At 37.9% G+C, this 26722-nt stretch carries 28 protein-coding genes, 1 pseudogene and 2 other annotated features; of the genes and pseudogenes, 23 read left to right on the top strand and 6 right to left on the bottom strand.

The genetic code is table 11. The annotated features are described in order from the left end of the window. Positions 1-196: 196 nt before the first annotated feature. Positions 197-1381 carry an IS256 family transposase gene (locus tag MKZ11_RS16850; RefSeq protein WP_340792598.1) on the bottom strand — a complete coding sequence of 395 codons (1185 nt, stop codon included), beginning with the start codon at positions 1379-1381 and terminating at the stop codon, positions 197-199. Between the two features lie 401 nt (positions 1382-1782). Here MKZ11_RS16850 and MKZ11_RS16845 point away from each other — a divergent pair, with 401 nt between their 5' ends. From MKZ11_RS16845 to MKZ11_RS16835, 3 genes are all read left to right on the top strand, one after another. Further along, a complete protein-coding gene (locus MKZ11_RS16845; protein WP_340795523.1) occupies positions 1783-2037 on the top strand; it encodes a hypothetical protein in 255 nt (84 codons plus the stop codon). 267 nt (positions 2038-2304) lie between these two features. Beyond that, positions 2305-2724, top strand: coding sequence for a hypothetical protein (locus MKZ11_RS16840; RefSeq protein ID WP_340795522.1), 420 nt, complete (start codon positions 2305-2307; stop codon positions 2722-2724). Positions 2725-3091: 367 nt separating this feature from the next. Next, positions 3092-4294 (top strand): MFS transporter, encoded by a 1203-nt coding sequence (locus MKZ11_RS16835; protein ID WP_340795521.1) that lies wholly within the window; start codon positions 3092-3094, stop codon positions 4292-4294. Positions 4295-4383: 89 nt separating this feature from the next. Here MKZ11_RS16835 and MKZ11_RS16830 read toward each other — a convergent pair whose 3' ends face one another. Then, a complete protein-coding gene (locus MKZ11_RS16830) occupies positions 4384-5253 on the bottom strand; it encodes a LysR substrate-binding domain-containing protein (RefSeq protein WP_340795520.1) in 870 nt (289 codons plus the stop codon). A gap of 117 nt (positions 5254-5370) precedes the next feature. Here MKZ11_RS16830 and MKZ11_RS16825 point away from each other — a divergent pair, with 117 nt between their 5' ends. From MKZ11_RS16825 to MKZ11_RS16800, 6 genes are all read left to right on the top strand, one after another. Continuing rightward, positions 5371-6540 (top strand): MFS transporter, encoded by a 1170-nt coding sequence (locus MKZ11_RS16825; RefSeq protein WP_340795519.1) that lies wholly within the window; start codon positions 5371-5373, stop codon positions 6538-6540. Between the two features lie 26 nt (positions 6541-6566). Beyond that, positions 6567-7166 carry a nitroreductase family protein gene (locus tag MKZ11_RS16820; RefSeq protein ID WP_340795518.1) on the top strand — a complete coding sequence of 200 codons (600 nt, stop codon included), beginning with the start codon at positions 6567-6569 and terminating at the stop codon, positions 7164-7166. 121 nt (positions 7167-7287) lie between these two features. Continuing rightward, positions 7288-7513 (top strand) — a binding site (T-box leader). A gap of 45 nt (positions 7514-7558) precedes the next feature. Then, positions 7559-7782: a binding site (T-box leader), on the top strand. A 48-nt stretch (positions 7783-7830) separates the two neighbouring features. Further along, positions 7831-9750, top strand: coding sequence for a threonine--tRNA ligase (thrS, locus tag MKZ11_RS16815; RefSeq protein WP_340795517.1), 1920 nt, complete (start codon positions 7831-7833; stop codon positions 9748-9750). Between the two features lie 288 nt (positions 9751-10038). Next, a complete protein-coding gene (locus MKZ11_RS16810; protein WP_340795516.1) occupies positions 10039-10329 on the top strand; it encodes a nitroreductase family protein in 291 nt (96 codons plus the stop codon). Positions 10330-10496: 167 nt separating this feature from the next. Next, positions 10497-11855 carry an IS1182 family transposase gene (locus MKZ11_RS16805; RefSeq protein ID WP_340792672.1) on the top strand — a complete coding sequence of 453 codons (1359 nt, stop codon included), beginning with the start codon at positions 10497-10499 and terminating at the stop codon, positions 11853-11855. A 260-nt stretch (positions 11856-12115) separates the two neighbouring features. Continuing rightward, positions 12116-12580: an NUDIX hydrolase gene (locus MKZ11_RS16800; RefSeq protein ID WP_340795515.1), complete on the top strand. Its 465-nt coding sequence runs from the start codon at positions 12116-12118 to the stop codon at positions 12578-12580. Positions 12581-12875: 295 nt separating this feature from the next. Here MKZ11_RS16800 and msrA read toward each other — a convergent pair whose 3' ends face one another. Next, complete coding sequence (msrA, locus tag MKZ11_RS16795; protein ID WP_340795514.1) at positions 12876-13412, bottom strand: peptide-methionine (S)-S-oxide reductase MsrA; 537 nt, start codon at positions 13410-13412, stop codon at positions 12876-12878. Between the two features lie 165 nt (positions 13413-13577). Then, the gene (locus MKZ11_RS16790) at positions 13578-13676 is read right to left on the bottom strand and encodes a YjcZ family sporulation protein (protein ID WP_340795513.1); all 99 of its coding nucleotides are present in this window, start codon (positions 13674-13676) and stop codon (positions 13578-13580) included. 256 nt (positions 13677-13932) lie between these two features. Here MKZ11_RS16790 and MKZ11_RS16785 point away from each other — a divergent pair, with 256 nt between their 5' ends. From MKZ11_RS16785 to MKZ11_RS16770, 4 genes are all read left to right on the top strand, one after another. Then, entirely contained in the window at positions 13933-14892 is a 960-nt protein-coding gene (locus MKZ11_RS16785; RefSeq protein ID WP_340795512.1) for an LCP family protein, read from the top strand. Positions 14893-14924: 32 nt separating this feature from the next. Continuing rightward, a complete protein-coding gene (locus tag MKZ11_RS16780; protein ID WP_340795511.1) occupies positions 14925-16145 on the top strand; it encodes an AI-2E family transporter in 1221 nt (406 codons plus the stop codon). A gap of 18 nt (positions 16146-16163) precedes the next feature. After that, positions 16164-16541, top strand: coding sequence for a sporulation protein (locus MKZ11_RS16775; RefSeq protein WP_340795510.1), 378 nt, complete (start codon positions 16164-16166; stop codon positions 16539-16541). Between the two features lie 102 nt (positions 16542-16643). Next, the gene (locus MKZ11_RS16770; RefSeq protein ID WP_340795509.1) at positions 16644-17054 is read left to right on the top strand and encodes a MarR family winged helix-turn-helix transcriptional regulator; all 411 of its coding nucleotides are present in this window, start codon (positions 16644-16646) and stop codon (positions 17052-17054) included. Between the two features lie 203 nt (positions 17055-17257). Here MKZ11_RS16770 and MKZ11_RS16765 read toward each other — a convergent pair whose 3' ends face one another. Both MKZ11_RS16765 and MKZ11_RS16760 read right to left on the bottom strand, forming a co-directional pair. After that, a complete protein-coding gene (locus MKZ11_RS16765) occupies positions 17258-17527 on the bottom strand; it encodes a hypothetical protein (RefSeq protein WP_340795508.1) in 270 nt (89 codons plus the stop codon). A 387-nt stretch (positions 17528-17914) separates the two neighbouring features. Continuing rightward, positions 17915-18673, bottom strand: coding sequence for an NAD-dependent epimerase/dehydratase family protein (locus MKZ11_RS16760; protein ID WP_340797036.1), 759 nt, complete (start codon positions 18671-18673; stop codon positions 17915-17917). A gap of 145 nt (positions 18674-18818) precedes the next feature. Between MKZ11_RS16760 and MKZ11_RS16755 the strand changes: the two genes are divergently transcribed. From MKZ11_RS16755 to MKZ11_RS16710, 10 genes and pseudogenes are all read left to right on the top strand, one after another. After that, positions 18819-19694, top strand: coding sequence for a LysR family transcriptional regulator (locus tag MKZ11_RS16755; protein ID WP_340795507.1), 876 nt, complete (start codon positions 18819-18821; stop codon positions 19692-19694). 351 nt (positions 19695-20045) lie between these two features. Beyond that, positions 20046-20228, top strand: coding sequence for a hypothetical protein (locus tag MKZ11_RS16750; protein ID WP_340795506.1), 183 nt, complete (start codon positions 20046-20048; stop codon positions 20226-20228). 834 nt (positions 20229-21062) lie between these two features. After that, complete coding sequence (locus MKZ11_RS16745) at positions 21063-21356, top strand: hypothetical protein (RefSeq protein ID WP_340795505.1); 294 nt, start codon at positions 21063-21065, stop codon at positions 21354-21356. 390 nt (positions 21357-21746) lie between these two features. Continuing rightward, a complete protein-coding gene (locus tag MKZ11_RS16740; protein WP_340795504.1) occupies positions 21747-22550 on the top strand; it encodes an alpha/beta fold hydrolase in 804 nt (267 codons plus the stop codon). Between the two features lie 266 nt (positions 22551-22816). Beyond that, on the top strand, positions 22817-23686 hold the full coding sequence (locus tag MKZ11_RS16735) for a GNAT family N-acetyltransferase (protein WP_340795503.1): 870 nt from the start codon (positions 22817-22819) through the stop codon (positions 23684-23686). Positions 23687-23854: 168 nt separating this feature from the next. Then, positions 23855-24052: a hypothetical protein gene (locus MKZ11_RS16730; RefSeq protein ID WP_340795502.1), complete on the top strand. Its 198-nt coding sequence runs from the start codon at positions 23855-23857 to the stop codon at positions 24050-24052. Between the two features lie 19 nt (positions 24053-24071). Then, the gene (locus tag MKZ11_RS16725) at positions 24072-24284 is read left to right on the top strand and encodes a DinB/UmuC family translesion DNA polymerase (protein ID WP_340795501.1); all 213 of its coding nucleotides are present in this window, start codon (positions 24072-24074) and stop codon (positions 24282-24284) included. A gap of 189 nt (positions 24285-24473) precedes the next feature. Beyond that, positions 24474-24692 (top strand): annotated as a pseudogene (locus MKZ11_RS16720) (YolD-like family protein); the annotation flags it as partial. A gap of 280 nt (positions 24693-24972) precedes the next feature. Continuing rightward, on the top strand, positions 24973-25647 hold the full coding sequence (locus tag MKZ11_RS16715; RefSeq protein ID WP_340795500.1) for a response regulator transcription factor: 675 nt from the start codon (positions 24973-24975) through the stop codon (positions 25645-25647). Then, positions 25644-26687: a sensor histidine kinase gene (locus MKZ11_RS16710; protein ID WP_340795499.1), complete on the top strand. Its 1044-nt coding sequence runs from the start codon at positions 25644-25646 to the stop codon at positions 26685-26687. The genes MKZ11_RS16715 and MKZ11_RS16710 overlap by 4 nt, the downstream gene beginning before the upstream one ends. The last annotated feature ends 35 nt before the right edge of the window (positions 26688-26722 follow it).

Here is a 26722-nt window from a genome sequence, read left to right as displayed (position 1 = left end):
TTACCATAAAATTCAGTAGCTACAAATAAATTGTGTATTTTAAAATATAAAAGGACTTTTATTATGCGGTCTAATTCATTAATACATTAGGTTTTTAAATAATTAAGTCCGATTTGTTGATTATTACTAGAAGTAGGGAGTGTCAATATTTATGTGTAAATGACAATCCAACCTCTTCTTAAAGATCATCACACTTTTATTCTTTCACTTCAAACAACTCAGCCAGCTTTGCACGTGCTTGATCGAAACCGATATGGCATCGTACGGCGAAGCGTTGGTTGTACTCTTCAAACTGCGAGACTAGGAAGCGTTCGAGTGCTTCTTCATTCGGAAACTGTTCTTTGCGCTTTGTATATTTCTTGATTTGCTTGTTAAAGGACTCGATTAAATTCGTTGAGTAGATGCTGCGCCAAATTGCCTTTGGAAAGTTATAGAAGGTAAGTAGATGATCATTTGTAGCGAGTGATTTTGTTACCTTTGGATATGATTTGTTCCACTTGGAACAGAAATTATCTAACGCGACTTGCCCAGCTTCCTGATCATCTGCTCGGTAAACTGTTTTGAAGTCATCGCAAATCTCAGCACGATCTTCGACACGTACTTTATGTGAAATATTGCGTGCCACATGCACTAAACATGTTTGGAATTGCGCTTTAGGAAATACGCTTGTAATCGTGTCAATCATGCCTGCTAAGCCGTCTGAAAGGAAGAGAAGGACTTCTTCTACGCCACGCTCTTTTGTTTCCAGTAAGAGCTCTTTCCAATTGAATGCTGATTCTGTTGGAGCGATTGTGTAAGCAATTACTTCTTTTGATCCATCTTCGCGAATGCCCACAGCTATATAAACAGCTTCTTTAGAGACCGTTTCACGTCGAACAGAAATATAGGTTGCGTCTAAATAAACACAGACATAGCGCGCACTGAGTTTCCTTCTATTAAAGGCTTCTACTTGTTCGCCCACTACCTGTGTCATGTTAGAAATGGTTTGACGTGTGTAATGATGACCGTACATTTTCTCGATTAAATCTGCGATTTCCGACATGGTAACGCCTTTTTGAAACATGTGAATGACAAATGATTCGAGTGTATCGTTTGACCGCTTATAAGGCGCAACTGTCTGTTGTTTAAAATCACCGTTGCGATCACGGGGAATCGTAACTCGGAGGTCACCATATTCCGTGTGTAGCGTTCGGTCATACGAACCATTACGTGAATTCCCTGAATTAAAGCCTATTCGGTCGTATTTTTCATAATCTAAAAAAGCTGTCAGTTCAGTAGTCAGTAAACTATTAACCGCTGTTTCTAAATGCGAACGAAAAACCTCGGTAATATCTTGTTTTTGTACTAGTGCTTGAACAATATCTGTTGTAAACTGAGTCATAGGGAAGGCCTCTTTTCTAGGATTGGTTGTGGTGACTTAATTCTACCAAGAAAAGGTCTTCCTTTTTGTAATTATTCATTTACACAAGATATTTTACACTCTCTAGAAGTAACCCGCTTAAACTACCTATTAATGAGCCCATTGTGTTGCCACCAAGTAAGCGGGTAATATTAAATCCAATTATTACATATATGAGAATCCTCACATAACCCCCTATCCTTATTGAACCCCTAAAAGATTAATGAAAGGAGAAAAACATCTAATACACATACTGCTTGAAGATACACCCATCAATTTCGAACAAAGGAAAATACGAATGTCATGCCTAAATTGATTGAAACAATAAAAATGAGGAAATAATAAAGATACATTATTATTGTTGCAAGAAATGAGGGCTTGAAATGAGTGGGAAATTGACAAGAGAGGAAGAAAAGATAAAAGAAAGTATCCATATAACTTATTATTTCACAATAGTATTTACGGCAATTGGAACTATTTTAGTCTTCTGTTTGCTGTATCCTAAAATTGAAAAACTAAATCTTTTTATCATTTTACTTTCAACATCTGCAGGAGGTATACCTATTGGATTCATTGGTGTATTTATTGATTATAAAGTTTCAGAATATAAGGTGGAAAAGAGAAGTTTTGAACAATGAAATAGGGTTTCTTCCGTAGACTTTAATAACTCAGTCATTCTCCTGAGTGGCAAGGGATATATATTGGCACTGACTTTGATTTCTTGTCATTTTTTAGAAAATTTTATAATCGATCACTCGCGAAATTCTCAGGAATCACCACTTTTCTAGTCAAAGTGTATTTCATGCCCTCCATACTGTCTTCCACCGGCAAATAAAGATTAAGTGGGATATTAAGAGGAATTTCACCTTTTTTGGCGTATGATGTCAAGGAAGGGGTGCATATAAATGTGGGTGTTAACTTTTCAGGCTCTAGCTTTAATCTTTCAATTTTCCCTACTTGGGGCAATTGCCTATATTATAATTAAAAAAGGAAAGCTTCGGGTTGTAACGCAAATAAAATACATATATAAGAGAATTGGAAATAGATTAAACATATCATACAAAATATTTAATGGATTTGAATATTATTATTTTCGTTTTAAAAAACATGAATTGTTATCGATAAGTTATGATGTTACTGTGGAAGAAGGTTCATTTACCTTAGAGTGGCGCGATCGTAAAGAATTACTATTTAAAAAGAAGTTTACCGAAAATGAGATAGGGACGTTTACTTTTACCACTAAACATCGCATACATTCGTTAAAAGTGATTGGGGAACAGACTAAAGGTGGATGCGGTTTTAAAGTCAGTAAGGTACAGGAGTAAAAGGCTACTGTGACCATATTACTAACAACAGAATAGGTAAGAAAATTGATGTGAAAAACACTTACAAGTCTTGATACATATCGCTAAAAAAAAGAATGATAGTTTTGGAAAGGGTAATCTAAACAAAAACATACAACTCGTGAATATGATATGATAATATACTTAAGAAATCCTGTTCTCAATTTGACATCAGTATAGCTTGAAATGATTTTGAAGTGTTATGCTTGATACAAGATCCATTTACTATTCGAGACCCCACCAACCGCATAATAAATACTCCTTTAAGTTTGTTTTTAATAAAAAAAACCCAGACACAGCGAAAACCAATTTGAGTTGGATTGTTTTACAGAAAGAAAGGAACGAGTAAATGCCCAGAAAAACAAGTAAACGGAATTCATTTTTTATTATTTTTTCCATTTTTGCAATATCCGTTAATATGAGGCCGGCAATCACTTCAATTGGGCCCATGCTTGAAACGATTCGTGAACAGTTAACGTTATCGAACGCACAGGTAAGTCTATTGACAGCCGTTCCAGTCATTTGTATGGGGATTTTTGCCACAATGGCGCCGGTGTTGAACCGGAAATTCGGATTGAAGCATACTATCTATGCGATGCTTATACTAATTGGAATAATGACCGTTTTACGAGGTTTCATTTCCAATTTTTTAGTTTTAATCGGAACAGCATTCCTTATCGGTATAGCTATTGCGGTTATCGGACCGCTTCTTTCCGCGATGATCAAACAGTATTTCCCTGATCGTGCCGCTTCCGTCATTGGCATTTATTCATTCGGAATGGGGGTCGGTTCTGCAGCTAGTGCAGGATTAACCGCCGTATTTTTCGAAACGACTGGGTCATACTTGTTTGCACTAAGTATTTGGTCTGTTCTAGCACTCCTCGGTCTAGTTTCTTGGTTTTTAGCGATGAAAGGCCATCTGGAGATACGTCAACTCGATTCCGTGACGGTGAAAGGTAAACGGAAAAAGATAAAATCCCCGTGGAAAACACGGAAAGCTTGGCTATTCTTACTATTTTTTGGCTTGCAGTCTTCTGCTTTCTTTTCAATTATTACATGGCTTGCACCGATCGCAATTTCTGCTGGTATGACCTTGTTGCAAGCGGGAACGTTACTCAGCATCATGACGACCGTCCAAATCTTTTTAAATATTCTCTTACCGTTGCTGATGGAACGCTTTCCAGCAAGGAAGTTTTGGCTTTTACTTATGCTTATTTCCGGGATGCTTGCAGTCGTGCTGTTCTGGACGGGGATTCATCCACTTATGTGGGTAGGTGCGTTCATCATGGGCATTCCGCTTGGTGGTTTATTCCCAGTTGCGCTCCTATTACCGCTTGACGAGACGAAAAATGCTGAAGAAGCAAGTTCTTGGACAGCAATGATGCAGACGGGTGGTTTCATCATCGGAGGATTCCTACCGCTGCTAATTGCAGTTGTATATGATGGTACAGCAAACCATAATTATACATTTGGCATTATCCTGTCATTGTATGTGATGATGGTCATCCTGACGTTTATGATCGGAAATAAAAAAATGTACGAAGAAAACTAAAGAACATACTATAAAAAACACACAGAGACTTTTTCTCTGTGTGTTTTTTCAATTTAGCTATAAATCACTTGTTCTGCCGGATAGTGACTTCAAAAAAAGGTTTCCATTCTTTTCAAGAATGCTTGTGCAGATCGAGTTAAATATTTGTCATTGCGATAAAACATTTCTAAGTTCCTAGTAGGTGAATGCTTGATTGGAATTGCACGCATACCGAGTGACTGGAAATTTTCAATCAGTTGACTAGGTTGAATAGTAGCTCCAATCCCGGATTTTACAAGCTGAAACAAGGACGTGGCTGATCCTGTTTCCATCAAAGTATCAATAGAAATTTCTTGAATATCACACCAATTCTCAATCAGATCACGTCCAGAGAATCCTTTAGGATACATAACTAAAGGCATATTTACTAAATCAGAGGGGAGGATAATATCTTTGTCTGCTAATTCATGTTCGTCAGTAATAAAAAGACTATATGTTTCAGTGTAAAAAGGGATGCGATTTAAACGGTTGTCTGGTTGAATTGCTAGCCCAACGCCAATATCAACTTCGTTTTCTAGTACTTTATTTAAAATATCAATCGATGGGATCACTTGCACTTTAGTGTTTGGAAATTCCTTATGAAAATCGATTAGTAATGCTGTTAATCGATAATCAAGATCGGACGGTAGTACCGCTACACGTAAGTGACCGGTATGCAGATTTGTGAGATCTTCTATAGCACTTTTTGCGTTTTCTAGTTGCTGAACAATTTGTAAAGCGTATTGCTCAAGAAGATTACCTGCTTCGGTCTTAACTGTCTTTTTACCAAGACGGTCGAACAGAGGCACTCCTAGCTCATCTTCCAATACCCGTATTTGTTGACTCAGTGTTGGTTGCGAAATCCCAAGTTTGTATGCAGCTTCAGTAAAATGCAGTTCATTGCACAGCATAAGAAAATAGTGTAATTGCCTGATTTCCATTTAACAATCTCCCTTTGTGATAGTTTGAAGCTATGGTTTAAATAGAATAAATAGTATTGAACTATTATAAGCGCAACTATAGAATGAATGCAATGGTGAAGGAAGGAGGTGTTTCACATGCGTTTTGTTTATCTCACGGTTATTATATTTTTTGTTTCACTGAATCTAAGGCCATCCATTACTTCTGTTGGTCCTTTACTTGATATCATCCAAACGGATTTAGGGATTAGTGGGGTAACGGCTAGTTTAATAACTGCACTGCCGGTTTTTTGTATGGGACTATTTGCCATCTTGGCCATTAAGCTAAATAATTGTTTGGGAATGGAGAAGTCCTTGCTTATAGCAATGTCTTTGATTTTCGTTGCTACTTTCTTTCGCATGTTTGTTCATAATAGCTTTTTGTTGTTTGCGACAGCTTTATTCTCCGGAATTGGAATTGGTATAGCAGGACCACTGATTACAGGGTTTATAAAAAAGTACTTTCCCAATAATCATGGTCTAATGGGGGTTTACTCTGTATCAATGGTGATTGGAGCGGCTGTTGCATCCAGTTTTTCTGTGCCGATATACGAAAGAATGAATGAATCTTGGCAATACTCTTTAAGTTTCTGGAGTATATTAGCGGTTCCTGCATCTTTACTACTTCTTCCACTCCTAAATAAAGCTGAAAAGAGTAAAGATACCCAGCCTATTTCAGCTTTGTTTGTAAAAAATAAAAGGGTGACATTATTCATGGCGTTTTTTGGGTGCATGGCGGCCATCTTTTATTCGCTAACAGCTTGGTTAGCCCCCATCGTACAATCAATGGGATTCAGCCACTCGCAATCGGGTTTGATTTTGACCCTATTTACAGTAATTCAAATTCCCGTAAGCTTTTTAATACCCATTCTCGTTACCAAAACAGGGAATAGAAAAATTTGGTTACTAGTTTGTATTCTATTAGAAGTAATCGGAATTGTAATTTTGCTGTTTCATTTCTCACCATGGGCAGCGACAATTTTCCTTGGTATCGGGGCAGGTGGTTTGTTTCCTTTGGCATTACTTCTGCCTATTCAAGAAGCTAAAAGTATTGAACAAACAATCTCCTGGTCAGCCATGATGCAATTTGGTGGATATCTACTTGGGGCTCTGGGGCCAACATTTATCGGACTGACAGTAGATATTTTTGACAATTTTGCACCAGCAATGGTAGGACTATTGATAATTATATGTGCAATGCTTGTCACTGTCTTGAAAATAGGGAACAAAACAGGACACGGTGAACATGTTAATGAGGGAATCCACTAAAGTATTTTGAAAGAGGGAAATTAAATATGGGCAATCTATTTATTGATTTAATGAAAAAACGTCGTTCTATTTATTCGCTGAATAAAAACATTGAACAATCTGAGGAAGGTATTCAAAAGCTTATTATAGAGGCTATTAAACTAAGTCCTTCAGCATTTAACTCACAATCATCGCGAGCTGTTATTCTTTTCAATGATTCCCATAATAAATTATGGGGAATTGTAGCAGATACATTAAGTGGGATTGTTGCAAAGCAAAAATTCTCGAAAACTGAAGAGAAAATTGCTACATTTCGTGCGGGTTTTGGTACAATTTTATTCTTTGAGGATACAGCGGTAATAAAGAATTTACAAAAAGATTTCCCTCTATATGCAGAGCAATTTCCGAGTTGGTCTGATCAATCAACAGCGATTGCCCAACATTCCGTCTGGACAGCATTAGCTCTTGAGGACATAGGTGCTTCACTCCAACACTATAATCCTCTCATTGACAAAGCTGTTAAAAACGAATGGCAAATACCTTCTACTTGGAATTTAAGAGCGCAAATGCCGTTTGGTGGTATAGCCGCTGAACCTGAAGAAAAAGAATTTATATCTGATGAAAATCGATTTATAGTATTTAATTAAGTGCCAGTTGGAGTAGGATAGCTTGGATTGTCAGCACTATGATAAAGAAAAGCTTGATAATTTATTTTGTTTGTTGTAGGATATTAACTAATTCGATTTTGGTGAATTCTAACTATATTTTATAATAGCGATGATAGAGACATGAATTGTTTTTATGGTTTACAGAGAGGGAAGTATAGCTGAAATCTTCCCAACGCAGAAAAGCAATTTACCACTTTTGAGCTGCATTAGAGAAAATAAGTATCTAATGGCCGTTAATGCTACGTTACAGCACCATGAGCTAACTCCATTGTTGGATGGTGTTAGAAATTTGGGTGGAATCACGAGAAAACACACTCGTCCCTTTACTAGGGATGGGTGTGTTTATTTGTATAGATATTAACTGAATAACGATAACAGCTATGACAAAGACATGAATTATTTTGATGGTTTCCAGAGAGGGAAGTAAAGCTGAGAACTTCCTAACGCAGAAAATAATTTACCACTTTTGAGCTGTATTAGTGAAATGAAGTAACTAATACCGTTAATGCTACGTTACAGCGCCATGAGTTAACACCATTGTTGGATGGTGTTAGAAATTTGGGTGGAATCACGGGTAATCATACTCGTCCCTTTATTTGGGACGGGTATTTTTTTATACAAAAAATTGGATGGGGTGTTTTAGATGAATGACAAACAGATTGAGATTCAATTTCCGGATGGTAGCAAAAAGGAGTTTACAGTAGGGGTTACATTGGCGGAGATTGCAGAATCGATAAGTTCAAGCCTGAGAAAAACGGTTGTAGCGGGCAAAGTCAATGACCAATTGTGTGATTTATCACAATGCATTATGGAGGATGCTTCGGTTACACTTTTCACGAAGGAATCGAAAGAAGGACTCCAAGTGCTAAGGCACACAGCTGCACATGTGTTGGGGCAAGCCGTAAAAAGACTGTATGACAATTCGAAGTTAGGGATTGGACCCGTTATTGAAAACGGTTTTTTCTACGATTTTCAAACGTCTACAAGTATTACTTCAAATGATTTAGCAATGATCGAAAAGGAAATGGAAGCGATTATAGGAGAAGATTTGGAGATCGAGCGCTTGGAAGTCACATACGAAGAGGCTAAAAAAATATTTGAGCAGCATGACGAATTGTTTAAATTAGAGATTTTAAAAGAGATACCAACTGACGAGAAAATATCACTTTATAAACAAGGAGAATTTATTGACCTTTGTCGTGGACCACATCTACCATCTACTGGATGGGTAAAAGCATTCAAATTAACACATTTATCGGGTGCCTATTGGCAAGGGGATAGTGATAATCAAGTTATGCAACGTGTCTATGGAATTGCCTTTTTGAAAAAGAAAGACTTAGACCAGCATTTGTATTTCTTAGAGGAAGCAGAAAAAAGGGATCATCGAAAACTAGGCAAGCAACTTAAATTATTCATGTTCTCTGAGGAAGCACCTGGCATGCCATTCTATTTACCGAATGGGCAGATAATACGAACGGAGCTAGAGAACTTTTCACGTGCACTTCAAACGAAGGCGGGGTATGCCGAAGTCAGCACACCTTTCATGATGAATCAACGTCTGTGGGAGCAATCGGGTCACTGGGATCATTACCATGAAAATATGTATTTTTCAGAGGTAGAGAACGCGAAATTCGCAATGAAGCCGATGAATTGTCCGGGTCATATGTTGATTTTTAAAAATAGTCTTCATTCGTACCGTGATTTACCGATACGGATGGCTGAATTCGGTCAAGTCCATCGACATGAATTTAGTGGGGCCCTTAATGGACTATTAAGGGTTCGAACATTCTGCCAAGATGATGCGCATATTTTTGTGAGGCATAATCAAATTCAAAGCGAAATAAAGCAAGTTATTCGTCTGATTGATGAAGTTTATCAAGCTTTTGGTTTTGAATATTCGATTGAACTTTCAACAAGGCCAGAACAATCACTAGGGAGTGACGAGATTTGGAATGATTCAGAAGAGGCTCTAAAGAATGTTTTGGATGATTTAGCGGTTCCTTATCAATTAAATGAGGGGGATGGCGCATTTTACGGACCCAAAATTGACTTCCATATTAAAGATGCACTTGGACGCAGCCACCAATGCGGCACAATTCAACTCGATTTCCAAATGCCTGAAAAGTTTGATCTAACTTATATTGATGAAAACAATGAAAAAGTCCGTCCAGTGGTCATTCACCGTGCAATCTTTGGCTCAATCGATCGTTTCTTTGGCATCCTGATTGAACATTTTGCAGGAGCTTTTCCAACATGGCTTGCTCCAGTGCAAGTACAAATCGTTCCTGTTTCACATGTCCATTTAGATTACGCGTTAAACGTACAGTCCGTTTTAAGAAATGAAGGAATACGAGTTGAGATTGATAGGCGGGATGAAAAGTTGGGTTACAAGGTAAGGGAAGCCCAACTACAGAAGGTCCCTTATGCACTTATTTTAGGTGACAAAGAGGCGAGTGAAGGAACGGTGAACGTTCGGAAATTTGGCAGTCAAAAAACGGATAGCTTATCTATCGAAGATTTTGCGTCGTACATTTACCAGCAAATAGAACAGCGTATCCTTTAAAGATTTTAAATAATTCAGTATTGAGGATAGTTTGAATTAACGATATAATTGTTTGAAATGTTAGTTATCCAATTAGAATAAGAGGGGATTTAGCTGTCTGTATTAGACGTTATTCGTTCAAGACGTGAAATCACGGGTTTTCAGGAAAAAGAAATTCCGAAAGACTTACTAGATCAAATCGTAGATTCAGCTTAATATGCGCCTTCAGGGAATAACTTACCTTCCAGAGAATTTATAATCATTGAAAAACATGGAAAAATTGACCATTTAGAAAAAAAGACACCCTTCATGAAATGGATGTCTACGGCGCAAGCGGCGGTTGTTGTGACCGGGCGACCGGATATCAGTAAGTATTGGCTGCAAGATGCATCCATTGCGACAGCATTTATATGGTTAGCTGCGACAGATTTACAGCTTGGCGTTGGGTTTGGTGCTGTCTACCATACAGAGGATGCTGAAGAGTCAAGGAAGCGTGAAACGTATGTAAGAGAAGCTTTAAAAATCCCGCCGGACAGACGAATTGTCGCAATCCAGGGTCTAGGGTTTCCAGCAGAAAAACCAAAAGCAAAAAAATGCTAAATCGAAATAACATTGTGCATTACGAATTATTTCATACAGATGAGTTAATTTCATAATCCTAAGCCCTTACGTATCAAGGCTTTCAAGACATAAAAAATAGAGCACCTCCCCAAATCCTGTATAATGTAAGTTACGACACATACATAACAGACTGGAGAGATGCCCCTATGTCCATTATACGACAACAAAGCCTGTTTGACATGCATGAATTATATAAGATGGAACCCACCCATCATTTTGAAGCAGTTTTTTCAACAGTTAACTTAAATCCTATCTTGAATCTATTCGATAAACCGAAAAAAGTAGGTGCACCTAGAGAATTGAATTACGGTGCCATGATCTATTCACTTATCGCTCGCGTCGTCGAGCGTATTGTGACAATCAAGGATCTTGTCAGACGGTTGGATCGTGACCCCATTTTTCGTTATGACTGTGGTTTTCTTCATTCCGACCAAATCCCATCCGAAGCTTCTTATTCCAGGATGATTACCGTCATCAGTGAATCAGATACGATGACCCAAATTCATGACAATCTTATTTTGCTGGCCATCGATGAAGGGCATATTGGCGAAGAAAACATCGCCATTGACGCCACCCATTTCGAGGCGAGGGATCGTGCCCAGGCTTCCGAAAAGAAAGAAAAGCCGGCTTCGAAAAAGCGCGGTCGCAAGCCAAAAGCCGAACGTGAACAATGGTTGAAAGAAAAACAGGCGGCGGAGAAAGCGCGTCCGATTTATGAAAAAGAGATTGTACATCAGCTATCCGAATCAGTAGAAACGTTGTTTAAAGAGGCCCCTATCGATCCGAAATGGGGAATCAAGAAAAACAGTGATGGAAAAAACACCTTCTGGTTTGGTTATAAAGGTCATTTGGCCGTCAGCACAAAAAGCCAATATATTCTTACGGGTATGATGACGTCCGGTAGTCTCAATGACGGGAAAGCAGCCATTCCATTATTGAAGAAAATTGATCGGGACCTTCCAGCTTTATTTAACACAGGTCTTTTCGATGCCGGTTACGACTACGAACCGATTTATCAACAATTGACTGACCAAAATCTACAAGCCGTCATTCCGTATAATCGACGCAACGAAGGAGAGATGGTCGGTTACGACGAGCATTTCGCACCGACGTGTGTCGTAGAGCATTCCTATCTTTACGATAGCTTCGATCCGAAATACAAGACACTGAAATATACACGCCCGAAAGAATGTGCGACCTGTCCATTACAACACGACACCCTTTGTCAAAAGACCTATAAAATTAGACAATCCACGGATTTCAGGAAGTACACCAATCCAGCCAGGGGATCGAAAAAGTGGGATGAACTGTACAAGGAACGTACCGCTGTCGAACGGGTCAATGCGTATTTAAAAGAATTCTTCGGGCTCAATAATGTCCGTCATCGAACTGGAAAGAAAGCGAAGCTGCACTTCCAATTGGTGACGCTTGTTTATAATGCTTCAAAATTAGCCACGGATCGGATCAGAGTAGTAATGAAGCAACAGTCGTTACAAGTAGCTTAACTACATCGAAATTTTATTTTTAAAAAACTTGAAAATCATCAAGGGGCTACTCTACACATTTTTAAAAATGGCTATTATGAAATTGATTCAGATAATGAATAATAAAACCTGCCCACCCGGAGCTAGTGATCTTAGTTCTGGGGAGGCATGTTTTTTAGTGGACATTAGTTGACGTTTACGTAACACTTTCATATCTATCTACTAGTATTGCCATTATTCTACGTGAAGTGAAAAAGATCGACTTGAGAGGAATGAAGTTCATGGATGTCGTATTTAAAACTGAAAAAGCTGTTTTTAATTATCGAGTAGCTGGAATTTGGATTGAAAATGGGCATGTTTTATTGCATCGGGCTGTTAATGAGTCGAATTGGTCGCTTCCTGGAGGGAGAGTGGGAATTGCGGAGGATTCGAAAAGCAGTCTTAAAAGGAAGTTTCGTGAAGAATTGGGAAATGATGTTCGTGTAGATCGAATGGTTTTGGTCATTGAGAATTTCTTTGAACATGGGGGAAAAGATTTTCATGAAATCGGCTTTTATTATTTGATAACAGCTGAGGAAAATCCATCTTCCTTTCGCAAAGACACTTTCCATGGTATTGAAGGAGAGCGATTAATCTTTAAATGGACATCAATAAAAAACTTGAATGAAGTGGAGTTGTATCCTGAATGTTTGCGCACCGCTTTAAAAAATCTACCGCAGCATATACAACATTTTGTGGTGAAATAATAGTCGCTTCAAAATCTTTAGCTATCTATACAAAAAGACCTGAATAACAAGCAATTTGATAAGTGCCGTTTATTCAGGTTTTCTTATGTCTTCAATCCAATCGCGCGTACTTTATTCATTACTATTGTAGAGGGGGGGCTTGTATTAAGTATTTATCTAATTCTTCTTATTTTCGTTGTTTAGATTTAGCACGATATCCTACTCTAACGCCAACGAATAGTAAAATGATAAATAACATCATCGAAATTGCTAATACGATAACTTAATTCAATGTCGGTCAGTCCAATACATCATATTACGACCAGTGACCCGTGATAAATTCATCCCGACCGGAAAGTGCGCGGTCTTCATTGTAATGCTCTTGCTCTTTTACATAATAATCCTGGTGATACTCTTCAGCACGGTAAAATGTTTGAGCAGGACGAATAGGCGTAACGATTGGTTTAGAGAATGTACCACTTGCATCAAGTTTTTCTTTAGACCTTTCCGCAATTTGGCGCTGTGCATCTGTATAATAGAAGATCGCTGTTGAGTACGAATGGCCTCGGTCTTGAAATTGTCCGTATGCATCCGTCGGGTCAATCTGTTGCCAAAACACATCTAACAATTTTTCATAAGAAAAAATGGCTGGATTATATGTGATCTCGACGACTTCCAAATGACCGGAGTCGCCTTTTTTGACATCTTCATATGTAGGGTTTTCAACATGTCCACCCATATAACCTGATATAACGTCTTGGATACCGTCCCATTCTTTGAAAGGTTTTACCATACACCAAAAACAACCGCCAGCAAATGTTGCTTTTTCAACTGTTTTTTCAGTCAACTTCATCAACGTCCTTCCAAATTTACATAAGTGAATTGTATCATAAGTAGTTTCAGAGAAAATAGTTGTTTGCCTACAATCTAATTGAATTGCGAAAAAGGGCGCCGGTTAAGCGCCCTTTCTAATAGAGAGGTATCCATGAGCGTTTGTAATTTGATTAGCTTTTCTCTATTAATAGATATAGCTTGCGCCAATGATTATCAATAGGATAAAAAGCACAACTAGCAAAGCGAAAGAATTACCTTCTCCTCCTCCGTATTCACGTCCCATATTTTCCACCACCTTTCTGAACGAACATCTATGTAACATATGCAACACCATATAGAGGGAAGTGGGGGAAATGCCGCAAATTCTTGCTTATAGATAAATTTTCACTGGATATAACTATATGAACGGAAGAAAAGCTATCTCGAAACAGTTAATGTTATCCATAGCGGGTCGTCATGGTATAATCGAGATAGTCGCACGCAACCAAGAGACTTCCTGTTCGTCCTAATGGGGATATCATTTTTTGGAGGAATCAATAATGGAAGATAATTATGAAGGGCCATTACCGAAAAGACGTAGAAAGAAAAAACTTCGTATCGGCAGGGTCATCTTTTTAATAGCTACACTCTGTTTTATCGGAGCCGGACTTTATTCGTATTTTGAATACAAGGCCGGGAAATCACTGGCAGCAGACAACGGAATTGAGCCGGGTCCATTTAAAGGGGATGCAGCAGATCCGAAATATACGTCAGTTGAAAATTACTTACTTCTCGGTGTAGATGATGATGGCAGCGGGCGGTCACGTACGGATACGATGATGGTGCTATCGTGGGATAAGAGTGCAGGCCAGATGCGGGTCATCTCATTTATGCGTGATATTTATGCAGATATTCCGGGATACAAGTCGTATAAGTTAAACACCGCCTATTATCTGGGTAAGTTGCAGGCTACGAAAGATACGATAACAGGCATGTTTGGTGTACCTATACATCATTATGCAATCGTCGATTTCGCTAACTTTGAATCGATTGTCGATATTGCATTTCCAGGCGGTGTTGAAATTGATGTCCAAAAAGAGATGTCCGAAAAAATAGGCGTTACACTTACGCCTGGGAAAAAACAATTGAACGGCAAAGAGTTGCTGGGCTATGCTCGTTTCCGGGCAGATGCAGAAGGCGATTTCGGACGAGTCGCCCGTCAACAGGAAGTGATTGCTGCTCTTAAAAAAGAAGCGATGCGACCGGGGATGATTGCTAATGTACCAAAACTTGCAGGTGCGCTGTCAGGCTTCGTAGACACAGATCTGACGGCAAAAGATGAAATTTCACGTGCGATTTCTCTTCTGTTGAAAAAAGGGGTAGATATTGAAACAATGACTGTGCCCGTGGAAGGTTCGTATTCATTTAAGTCGTATTCACACGCTGGCTCAGTCATCGAAGTAGATATTGCAAAAAATAAAGAAGCGATTTCAAAATTTCTAAGTATGCAGTTAGATTAATGAAACAATCTTGACGTTAGAAGGGGATGCCGATGGAATTGGATGAAAAGAAGCTGTCGACGACGGCTACAGAAGTAGAAAAGAAAAATGGAACAACATCAAATGTGATTCGGTTTCTCGGGGGACGAAGTACGTTATTCGTCCTTGTTTCAATCTTATTGATTGGTTTAATCATTCTCATTTTCAATCGAATATCTTTTATCTTTTATCCAATTACCGTCTTCTTCTCAACCGTTGTATTGCCAGTCATACTCGCCACGATTGCTTATTATTTACTAAGACCCATCTTACGTTTATTAGAAAAGATCAAAATACCACGTATTTGGGGAATATTAATCATATTTATTGGGGCTATCGGTCTTATTACTTTGCTAGTCTTTCTCGTATTACCTTTTTTGAAAATACAGTTTCAAAATCTTGTTGAAGAGTTTCCTTCATATTTCGGACAATTATTGATTAATAGTGATGCATTTCTGCGTACATCCATTTTCGCATCCTATTATGAAGGATTGGATATCAATGTGAATACGCTTTTAGATTCTGTGCAAGGTAATATCGGAAAAATCTTTACGGACACGGTTGGTGGCATTGCGACTGGGATCACTTCATTTATCTCAGCACTGACAGGGTTTATCTTAGCCATTGTAACAGTTCCGTTCATCCTTTTTTATTTGCTGAAAGATGGGGAGCGGCTTCCACAGCTCATTATTAAGATGATGCCGCCCCGCATGCGCGATGATGCTGAAGTCATTTTTCACGATGCAGATCGTCAAATTAGTTCGTACATTCAAGGACAGATACTTGTTGCAATTTGTATCGGTATTATGGTATCTATCGGGTTTCTGATCATCGGCATGAAGTATGCATTATTACTTGGCGTTTTGGCAATGTTTACAAGTGTAGTCCCTTATTTGGGTCCACTTATCGCGATTACACCTGCAGTTATCATTGCGATTGTGACATCTCCATTAATGCTCATTAAGTTAGCTGCGGTATGGACAATCGTTCAATTAGTCGACGGTAAGTTTATATCACCTCAAATTATGGGTAAATCATTACGTATTCATCCAATAACGATTATTTTCGTCCTCTTGACGGCAGGATCGTTATTCGGAGTCCCAGGTGTCGTTCTTGGTATTCCGGGGTATGCATTATTGAAAGTTTTTGTAAACCATTTATTCAAATTGTTTAAATTAAGGTATAATAAACATGAAGCGAATGACAATCTACATTACGAAAATGTGGACAATTAAGAATCGGGGGAATAGACAATGGTTAGGCAATTTACGTCAACGATTGAATACGGGTCAATGACCGTCAATACAAACGTCGATGGACCGAATATTGCATTTGGAGAAACGCTTTCCGGTACGGTTTATATTGATGGAGATGAAAGTGACGAGCTCGTCGATTATATTGAAATCGAATTGTTAAAACGGTCGGAAACTGATGAAGTGATCATTGCAAAACAATCAATTGAAATAATGAGCGATATCAAATCAAAAGAAACTTGGATGATCTCATTTGAAATGGTGCCTGACGAGCGATGGGAGAACGAAACTGAAGTGCAAACCCTTATTTTAAAGACGACGGTTCATCTCAAAAGTGGTATTGACATTCAAGATGAAGACGAAATTACATATGCTTAATGTCAAACGCGCCCTTTTTATATTGGGCGCGTTTCTTTTAACTTAAGCACTCACTTGTATATTGTTATATAATTATGAAAATGGAAGGCGGGGGGAGTTATAATGGATAAAATCATTCCTATTTTTCACTCATTATCGAAAAGCATGCGGACGATTCATAAATCAAGCTGTGCTACGGTTTCTGTAGTACAAAGCTCTATTCTTTATGAGATTTCATTAGTAACAAAACCATCCATGCAAGCTGTGGCTGAAGCTATCGGAATGGACATCACGACATTTTCTAGACAAATTAATACGTTAGAAAAGAAAGAGCTTGTCGTCAGAACCCCCTATGAAGGGGATCGAAGAATCTATCTCTTATCGCTAACCGAAAAGGGGAGTAAGATGATGAATTCCATCAATGAAATCATTGCTGCAAAAATGGAGATGGCATTGGCTTCTATGAATGATTTTGAACGAGAAACCGTGCTTCGTTCTATGTATGTATTAGGGGAAAAGCTAGGAGGAGCCTAAGAGTTTAGCTATATTTAAAATTTGCAATTTACAAATAATTATTCTAACAATAATTTGCGGTTTGCAAGTAGATTAAGTCTATAACTTGTAGAGTGCAACTAATAATTATAACGACATTTCTAGTAGATAGGCCAAATGTATTCATTTATATAAGTGGCTCTATCTAATTTTGACAATTTATATTTCCCGAGTAGCGGTTTTATTCAATCGCTGATTATACCGCTTCTAAGCGAACGGGTGGATACTGCCCATTGTCGTTCTGTCTGTTCATACCAAATGTCCATCCATTCGGAAACTGTTAAATTAGTTTTAACTTCAACCACTGCCCTAATTACTACGGTTTCCGATACCAACCCTTGGGCAGACTTTTTGCGACGCTTATCCAGTGCGTCATAATAACGATGTCGATAACCCCATAACTTAACACCTTTAGCATTATGGTAATAATAAATCTCACGGATAAAGCGATGCAACAGGAGCGAACGCTTAAGCAGAGAGGGTTGAAATAATGACAGATCCAATCGAAAGACGAATCGTTTTGGCCATTCCTAAAACGAAATTAAAGTCCAATGCTGTAAATAAGTAAGAACAAAGTAAAAAGCGGCTCCCTCACAGATTAGATTATGGAGGAGACGCTTTTTTATTGCCAAGACAGTGCATTCTTGGTATTGACTCTAGAAAAGAAAAATATATCATAAAATTATTCAAACTCCAAAAGGTTTAAATGGACTTTTGGCACAATATACAGTAGTGACAATGAAAACTGCGGTACAATATGTTGTGGCTTTTCAAGATGTTTTCGCTGGGGATGACCTTTTTGGGGGACAATCAAAATTTAACCTATTCCTTATTTGGACTTTCTATTTATCAAATAACTTAATCCCGCTTAGTTCAAATGCATCCGCACTTGGGGTGTACCCAACTAATTTTTTCGTTTCTTCAATATCAAGTCGTTTAAACCTATTGTCCGAAATACCATGTAAAATCGAAAAGGGGGGTAAGTCCTTTGCAGTCATTGACTTCAAAAGAAGGTCAATAAAATCTTCAGGGCTTAGGTATGCACTCATATCTCGGGCTGAGAGAGGTTTTCCATTTGGGTTATAATCATCATACGCTCCTATGCGGATAGCGATGCTTTGCAAATCTTCTGCATAAGCAAAATATGAAGCAACCGCCTCTACAAAACATTTACTGACTCCGTACATATTTTTAGGTCTAATAGGTGAATTAGTATTCACTTGGTAATCTAATGGATAGCTTTCGATTGTTTGAGCACTAGAAGCAACTATTACTTTGGATACGTTATTATCTTTAGAGGCCCTAAAAATATTATATGTCCCCTTTATATTACTTTCTAATAATGAGCCATAAAAATCAGCTTCTGGTGAAGGATCACCAGCTAAGTGTATAACTAAATCTATCCCTTTGATTGCTTCTTGACAAGCTGCTAAATCAGATACATCTAAATAAATTATTTCATGATTCGTATCTTTGAAAACCTCTAAAGTAGGTAAGTTAATATCTGCTAATTTTAACTGGTAGTTTCTCTGTCTACCTAAAATGTTTACGACATCTTGACCAATCTTACCTGCCGCACCTGTTATTAATACTTTTTGCATCATATCTCATCCTCTCACCACTAAATTATCTATCAAAACAATTTGTAAAATAAAGCATGAGCTTAGTATAAGCAGAGGGTTGTAATTAATAAAGCGAAAAATTATAATGAACCTCATGAATAAAATTCATGAGGAGGTAGCGTTAATGAGCTTAGTTAAGTATGAAATTTTTAACAAGGTAGCAGAGCTAAATAGTTTTACTAAAACTGCAGAAGCATTGGGAGTTACTCAATCTGCTGTTAGTCATGCTATAACCAGTTTGGAAAAAGAGTTTTCTTTCCCTTTATTTATTCGTAACCACTCTACAATTACCTTGACAAAAAATGCGGAAAATCTATTAATTACTACTCGAAAAATTCTATATTACAACAACATGTTGAGACAAGAAGTGGACGCCATCAATGGTCTAAACAAAGGAACAGTAAGGGTGGGAGTTTTTACTAGTATATCAACAAATTGGATTCCGAGTATTGTTAAAGAAATGGAAGATGATTATCCTAATATAGAAATAGAACTATTGGAAGGCAACTATACAGAGATTGAGCAATGGTTACAAAGTGGAAAATTAGATTGTGGGTTTATAAATAATGAAACATATTTAGAGTCGTTTGAAATCGCGCAATTGAAGAGAGACCGCCTCTTATGTGTTGTATCAGACCAATCTCCATTAAGTAAGGAAAGAAAAATATCTATTCAACAAATCGAAAGTGTTCCTTTTATTATGCCAAATTATCAATGCTATCATGATATACAAAAAATCTTTGAGAAGAACAAAGTAACTCCTAATATTAGATTCGAAAATATGAATGAGAATTCGGTATTTTCAATGGTAGAGAATAATCTGGGGATTAGTATTATGCCAGAAATGATTATCCCGAAATCCATCGATTCTATAAAGGCTATTCCACTTGAAATAGATAGCTATCGAACGATTGGATTAGCAGTAAGAAAACCGTCCTCACCAGCAACTAAAAAATTTTTTGAAGTTACTAGAAGATGGTTACTATCTAAATATACTTAAAATACAAATTACAATAACAACTATAATTATTTCTTGTTCAATAATACTAGTAATTTGAGTGAAATATTTTTCTAGAATGTGGTTTGAGTATGAATTAAGTGGAAAGTTAATCAGTGAGGCAATTTATATCTATTTCTCTAACCTGTTGTTTTTAAACAAACGAAAACAATATTTGAATAAGAACTGCGAAAAACCAGGGATATTGATGTCGGTACCCATATAGAAATCTTTGTTGAAAATGACATTGAATTCCGTCGTGGTCCTCGACTTACTGTTGACAATCAATCACTAAATGGTATAATTGGGAAATATTAACTAGTGAATAGATCCATCGAAGGAGAGGAAAAGATATTGAAATTAATGAAAAAAGTTATCACTCTAGCACTAGTTTTTAGTATGTTCTTTTTTGGTGTTTTTCAAATTAACAATATTGCGTCAGCACAGACTAATCTTGAAAGTGTAAAAGTAACTTCAGAATTACAAAGTTATTTACAAACTGAGCAAATTGATTTTGCAGAAACACCTACTCAATGAATTTTTTCGACTATCTATGATGATATCGAATATGTATTAACCTATTTTATAACCGATGACACTTATGAAGCGAAAGCATACGACGTCAATACTAGAGAAGAATTAGACATTCAAGAATTAAAAGAAGCGCAAATTAGAGAAGGGAAAGTGCTCCCTGCTCCGGATGGACTTGAGAATGGTATTGTAACCCCAAGGATTGCTCTTCCATTAATTCCTATCGCGGGATGAGTTTTAGAACATTTAATTGCAATGGCACTTGCGGCAAGCTTAGTTACTGTTATAGCTGTTTCAAAAGACAAAATAAAAGCTGAGCTAGAAGAGCGATTAAAACGTAAGAATCCTACTATAATTTATAGGGGAGGTTCTCGACAACAACTAATCATACGCCAAGAACTACAGATAAGACTGGATTATCTTATTACACAACAATGCCTAAAGGTAAATTTACAGTTACAAGAAAGGAAGCAGTTGACAGTACAAAGGTACCTAAGGCTGTTATTGTAACGGAACTCATGTTTCCTTCAAGCCCGTAAAAGCTTCTGATATGCAGGGATGGATAGATTCTAGGGTGAATGCAGATAAGAAATCACATAAATTTACTCGACTATTGCAAGCGATTTCAATATCATCAAAAAACTAGGGATGGTAATTATGAGAGACTATATTAATATAGAAGATGAAGAAATCAATTATTATGTATATAACTTGAATTGGCAACTTCCAAAGGAAATTCAAGAAGAGGCTATTTAGATACTATCTAAGATTCCTCCTGAGAAAGTTGATATGATAATCCCGAAATATGGCAAGTCGTGTTGGGAAAACGGAGTGTGCGTTTTGAAGGAAATGGGTTATCCGAGAAATAGAAAAGCTTTGCCGAAACTAGCAAGCCTATTACAAGATAGAAATTGGCCTGGAGCATTAGATACCATCGAGCTCTTTGGGATCTTAGGGAAGACAATAAGTGTTCCATATATAGAAAAGGAATGTGACGAAGCCATCAAATGTAACGAAGCTGATTGGCTTGAACATCTTTATTTTGCTTGTGAAAGCCTTTACATTGTCAAAGAAGATTTTCATAATCCTGTAACATATCTGCAAATGAAGAAGACGGCTGAGGATTTGTATTGATCAGGAAACGTGAATAGTTTAATTGCAATAAGATAACTCCGGTATTGTTCGAGATCACAGAAAAACTCAAAAAAATGACTTTCTAAAAAAGTCGACTTTAAATTTGAATTGAACTGAGCACCCATTCAGTATTCAAATAATGTATTTAGAAATAAAGACTAAGAAGTCTAAGGCGGCCTATCCTTTAACGGAGCGGTCGCCTTTTTGTTTGTAGAATAAAAGAGGTATTCGTATTAATGGAGCCGAATCAAGTACCATGCTCTGTTCTTCTTCAACTAACGGGGGCAGTTTCGTAGAACAAGGAAGGTTGTTAAAATTGCGATATATGTATGGGGGGATTAAATGTCCGTGTCGATACATCTGGTTTACAAGGAAAGGGGAAACAAATACATGTTGATTTACCATAAAGTAATTGGAGAAGGATATCCCATCGTTATGTTGCATGGTTGGACACTTGACCATCAAGTGATGTTACATGCAATGGAACCGTTATTCGAGAAACGAAGCGGTTGGAAGAGAATATACATAGACTTACCGGGTATGGGGCATTCCGAGTCACAATTATCTATTCAGAACTCTGAGGATATTTTAGAAGCGATATTACGTCTTTTGGACAAGATTATCCCTGGTCAACCGTTTATTATTTGTGGTAATTCATATGGCGGGTACATTGCCAGAGGTATAGTCCATTCACGGCAGGACACAGTTCGTGGATTACTGTTGATGGCGCCATTGACTATACCTGAATTCGATGAAAGGGTAGTGCCACAGCAGGCCATTCTCAAAAGAGACAACAACTTGATATCGCATTTGTCTCCAGAGGATGCTGATAAATTTTGCTCCATGGGGGTAGTGCAAGGTCAAACTGAATGGGAGAGGTTTAGAAACGAAATTTTACTTCCTTCTAAACAATCAAATTATGAATTCTTAGATCAAATTCGTCAAAATGGATATGGCTTCACCTTCGATATTTCATATAAACTTGAATATCCCACGCTAGTTATTACAGGGCGTCAGGACAATGTAGTCGGATACCACGATGCGTGGCGACTAATTGAAGATTACCCAAGAGCAACTTTTGCAGTGCTTGATATGGCTGGTCACAACTTACAAATCGAACAAACTGATGTATTTAACGTATTAGTTCATAACTGGTTAAACAGACTTGAATCGGAAAATTTTAGATTGGTGTAACTTTTCATGAATTTGGGTTTCCTGTTGCATCAACGGTTGCTTTAGTTGAAGAATCGGCTACTTTTACAAGGTAGCTTTTTTTGAACTAACGGAGTAGGTTAGTTGAAGAGTGTTGTTTAACTTGGGTTCAACAATCGGGCCATTTAATTGATTACCCGATCTTCGTCTTCCGTTTTGGGATCATTTTTTGACATTTCATCAGGAAATATTAATAAAATATTTATCATAAGGTGTTTCGTATTTCATTAAAAAAGTGAGGGTAAGCCATGAATATTTCGTATAAATTGATGTCTTCATTAAGCTTTGAAGAAGCGCATGTCCTATTTAATCGTGGATTTAAAGGCTATTTAGTGCCGATGAATTTATCTTTTGATACATTCGTAAGTCGTTTTGGTAACGATGGATTATCTCCGGCATTATCCATCGTTGCATTTGATGGAACAGTTCCAATCGGCTTTGTGCTCCAAGGAATTAGAGAAGTGGATGGTCAAAAGATTTCTTGGAATGGTGGAACTGGTATTATTCCAGAATACAGGGGGAGGAAATTGGGTTATTCCTTGATGGAGGAAGCGGAAAAAATTATAAAGGAACTTAATGTTTCTATAGCAACCTTAGAGGCGCTTTCTGAAAATAAGGCTGCTATATCTTTATATGAAAAGTGTGGTTACAAAGTAGAGGACGATTTACTCTTTTTACGTGCAAATGAAATTTTAGATAGTAAGTTACCGGATCTAGACAGTTATGAAATAATAAGAATTCCGGCTACCCAATCTATTGGATCAGATTTATTTTCAACTATCGTCCCTTGGCAAACGGATGCTAGTAACACGCCAAAACTAGGTGGAGAAGCTGTGATGATTTCAAAGAATGGAGAGGTGCAGGCAGCTTGTCTTATTCGGAAAAAATGTGTGTTTGGCAATAAGACGGAAAGCATAACTTTATTTCAGGTGAAGGAATATGGGAATGAAGAAGATGCTCTAACCAAACTCCTTGCTTACGCATTAGAATATGACCAATGTATCAATCGTACAACTTATAACTTTTTAAAAGGAGATGGTCGTGTAGTTTCATCTTTACTGGCAAGTGGTTTTGAAAATACGCCAATATCACAAGTTTTTATGATAAAAACTTTCTGAAATATCCGGTCGATCAACCGAAAGAGTGTATGGACTGGTTGTTTTTTAGTTTTGCGGTTACATATAAAAAACGAGTAACTGTATGCATTAAGCAATTAACAAGAACGTCCATATGGGGCGTTCTTGTTAATTTCTCATAAACAGAACGAAAGGGGAGTGAGGTGACAAATGGAGGGGAAGAACATATGGGAAATGGTGCAGGACCAAGAAAAGAGGATCATCAGTCTCGAGCAGAACTATTCAGAGGTTCAACGTGAATTGACGACCGTGCAAAACTCCCAATTACGCACCGAGAATATAGTGTTAAGCGAATCGTGGGCACGGGGGATTTTAGGCATTGATTCAACTATTCATCCGCTATTTTAAATGATGGAGATGATTTAATATGAATGACAAGCTAAATTACGCTGTCTGTAAAGAATTGTTGAACGAAAATTATAGCCATCAAGCAGTACGGCAAATTTCCGTATCAGTCACAAAACTGGAAGATGAACAATCGATGCAGCTAAACTTATTCGATGACGGGAAATGGGAAATGTGTAAGTTGGTGTGCGTTGTGGACGAAATTAGAACTCGCTATGGTCCATTGCATTATTAAGTGCTGTCTCACTTACTGAGTCTGGAACAGCTATCAAACGATCTAAGCTAGTCGGCGGACATAAAGGGTAAGAGGATTCGCATGATTTGGGACCGCGGAAATATCAAGTGGGCAGGCATAATGTTACCAGAATATAACGTCGAAATTAAACACTGGTTGGATGCGGAAAATTAAGTTGAGAGTCCAGGACTTAGTGAGTGGGAGCTGCAGGGTATACAGGAAGCAATTGATACCGTGTATAAAAGCAAACAACAAATCCTAATCAAGACATGGAAGGATGCCGAAATCATGACGCGTGGCGGCGCAATAAAAATAATCGATTTGCAATCCAATTTTATTGTGCTTGATAATCCGTTCGGCTCTGAGAGGATTCCGGTTACGGAAATAATCGGCGTAGAATATTGTTAGTGAAATTGGGAAAGGCGACCGTTCAATTTGAGTGGTCGCTGTTTTGCTATGAGTCCTGCGCCTGCCCGCGTTTTTGAAGGTCCCCCCAAACGTCCCCCAAATCAACTGTTTTAAATACCTTCCTTTACAAAGCTGTATAATGTAATAAACGTTAAGAGCGTTGATATTAACGGTTTGGTGATTAATAAATATTTTCATTTGCTAAGCGTTGTTTATATTGAGTTTATATGCGCCTTGTAAAATGAACGCATTGTTAGGCGAAGAAAGAAGGTCTTCAATCATGGCAAAGGTATTAATTGTAGATGATGATCCGCATATGCGGGAATTGGTCAGACTTTTCTTACGTCCAGAAGGCTTTGAAATTATGGAAGCAGATGATGGTATTGAAGCATTGGCAGCCTTGGAGTCGTTTAAGGCAGACCTGGTAGTGCTGGATATAATGATGCCAAACATGGACGGATGGGAATTGTGCCGAGAAATTAGAAAACAGTATGATATTCCCTTGCTGATGCTGACAGCCAAAGGCGATACGACCCAGAAGGTAAAAGGGTTTGAATTAGGTACCGACGATTATCTTGTTAAACCATTTGAGCCGGCTGAGCTTGTTGCACGGGTAAAAGCGTTACTTAAACGTTATCGAATTGCAATTTCACAGACAGTCCAGATGGGCGAACTGCTGATGAACCGCAAAACCTATGAATTGTTCTTGGGAAATCGAAATGTGGAGCTGCCGTTGAAAGAATTTGAATTACTATTTAAATTGGCAAGCTATCCTGGTAAAACTTTTTCGCGGGAACAGTTGATTGAGGATATATGGGGTTATGGTTACGAAGGAACAGATCGAACAGTTGATGTACATATTAATCGATTGCGCGAGCGTTTTTCTGATAACAGCAGTTCTTTTAAAATCTGCACTATTCGTGGATTGGGTTATCGGCTGGAGGTAGAAGAATGAAAAAAGTACTGCGTGTCGGGATGGCGGTATTTGTGTGGGTAATCGTCACCGTCACCTACTGGTCGCTTGCCTACTTAGGAACTTCGCTAATTCATATGAAATGGAATTTGCATACGAGTGACTTCTCTAAAGGGTTGATTACGTTGTTCGCCATGATTTCCCTGTTCATTCTCACTAGCTGGATTTTTTCGAGGTTTGCTTCTCCGCGTCGAATGGATTTTTTCACAATGATGATTGATGCCTTGAGGAGGATTTCGAAGGGTGATTTTAATGTCAAGTTAACGAATCAATTTAAACATAAAAAAGATCATCCTTTTGGGAAAATTGTAGAAAGCATTAATCAGATGGCTGTGGAGCTTAATCAGATAGAGCAAATGCGTCAAGAGTTCATTTCCAATGTATCGCATGAAATTCAATCACCGCTCGCTTCCATTAACGGTTTTGCTACTGTATTAAAGCAAAGCGATTTAACGCTCAAGGAGCGGGAACATTATCTTGAGATTATTGAGACTGAAAGCAGGCGTTTAGCTAATCTAAGCGATAATTTATTGAAGCTCACATCCATAGAATCTCAACATCACCCTTTTGAGCCAGTTGCGTATCGGTTAGATAAACAAATACGTGAAATCATTCTATCCTGTGAACCTCAATGGGTCGACAAATCGTTGGAGTTGGATATTTCATTGGATGAAGTAGAGATCACTGCTGACGAGGAGCTGATGAGCCAAGTATGGATTAACCTTATTATCAATAGTATTAAATTCACACCCAGCGGTGACAGTCTGAACATCGCTCTTTATAGGCACGGTTCAGAAGCAGTTGTGACCATTGCTGATACAGGAATGGGCATAGCTGAGGAAGATCAAGAGCATATATTTGAGCGCTTCTATAAAGTGGATAAATCACGTAATCGTACACTGGGCGGAAGTGGTTTAGGCTTGTCCATCACCAAAAAAATTATCGACATGCATGAAGGTTCCATTGAAGTACAAAGTAAATTGAATGAAGGTACCATGTTTACGGTCACTTTGCCTGTTTAAAAAGTGGATGTCAGGAAGACTATAGAACAAGGAGA

Source organism: Sporosarcina sp. FSL K6-1508, assembly GCF_038007465.1.
GTDB classification, from domain to species: domain Bacteria; phylum Bacillota; class Bacilli; order Bacillales_A; family Planococcaceae; genus Sporosarcina; species Sporosarcina psychrophila_B.
Note: the sequence above shows the minus strand (reverse complement) of the source record. Positions and strands in the feature narration are given on the sequence as shown.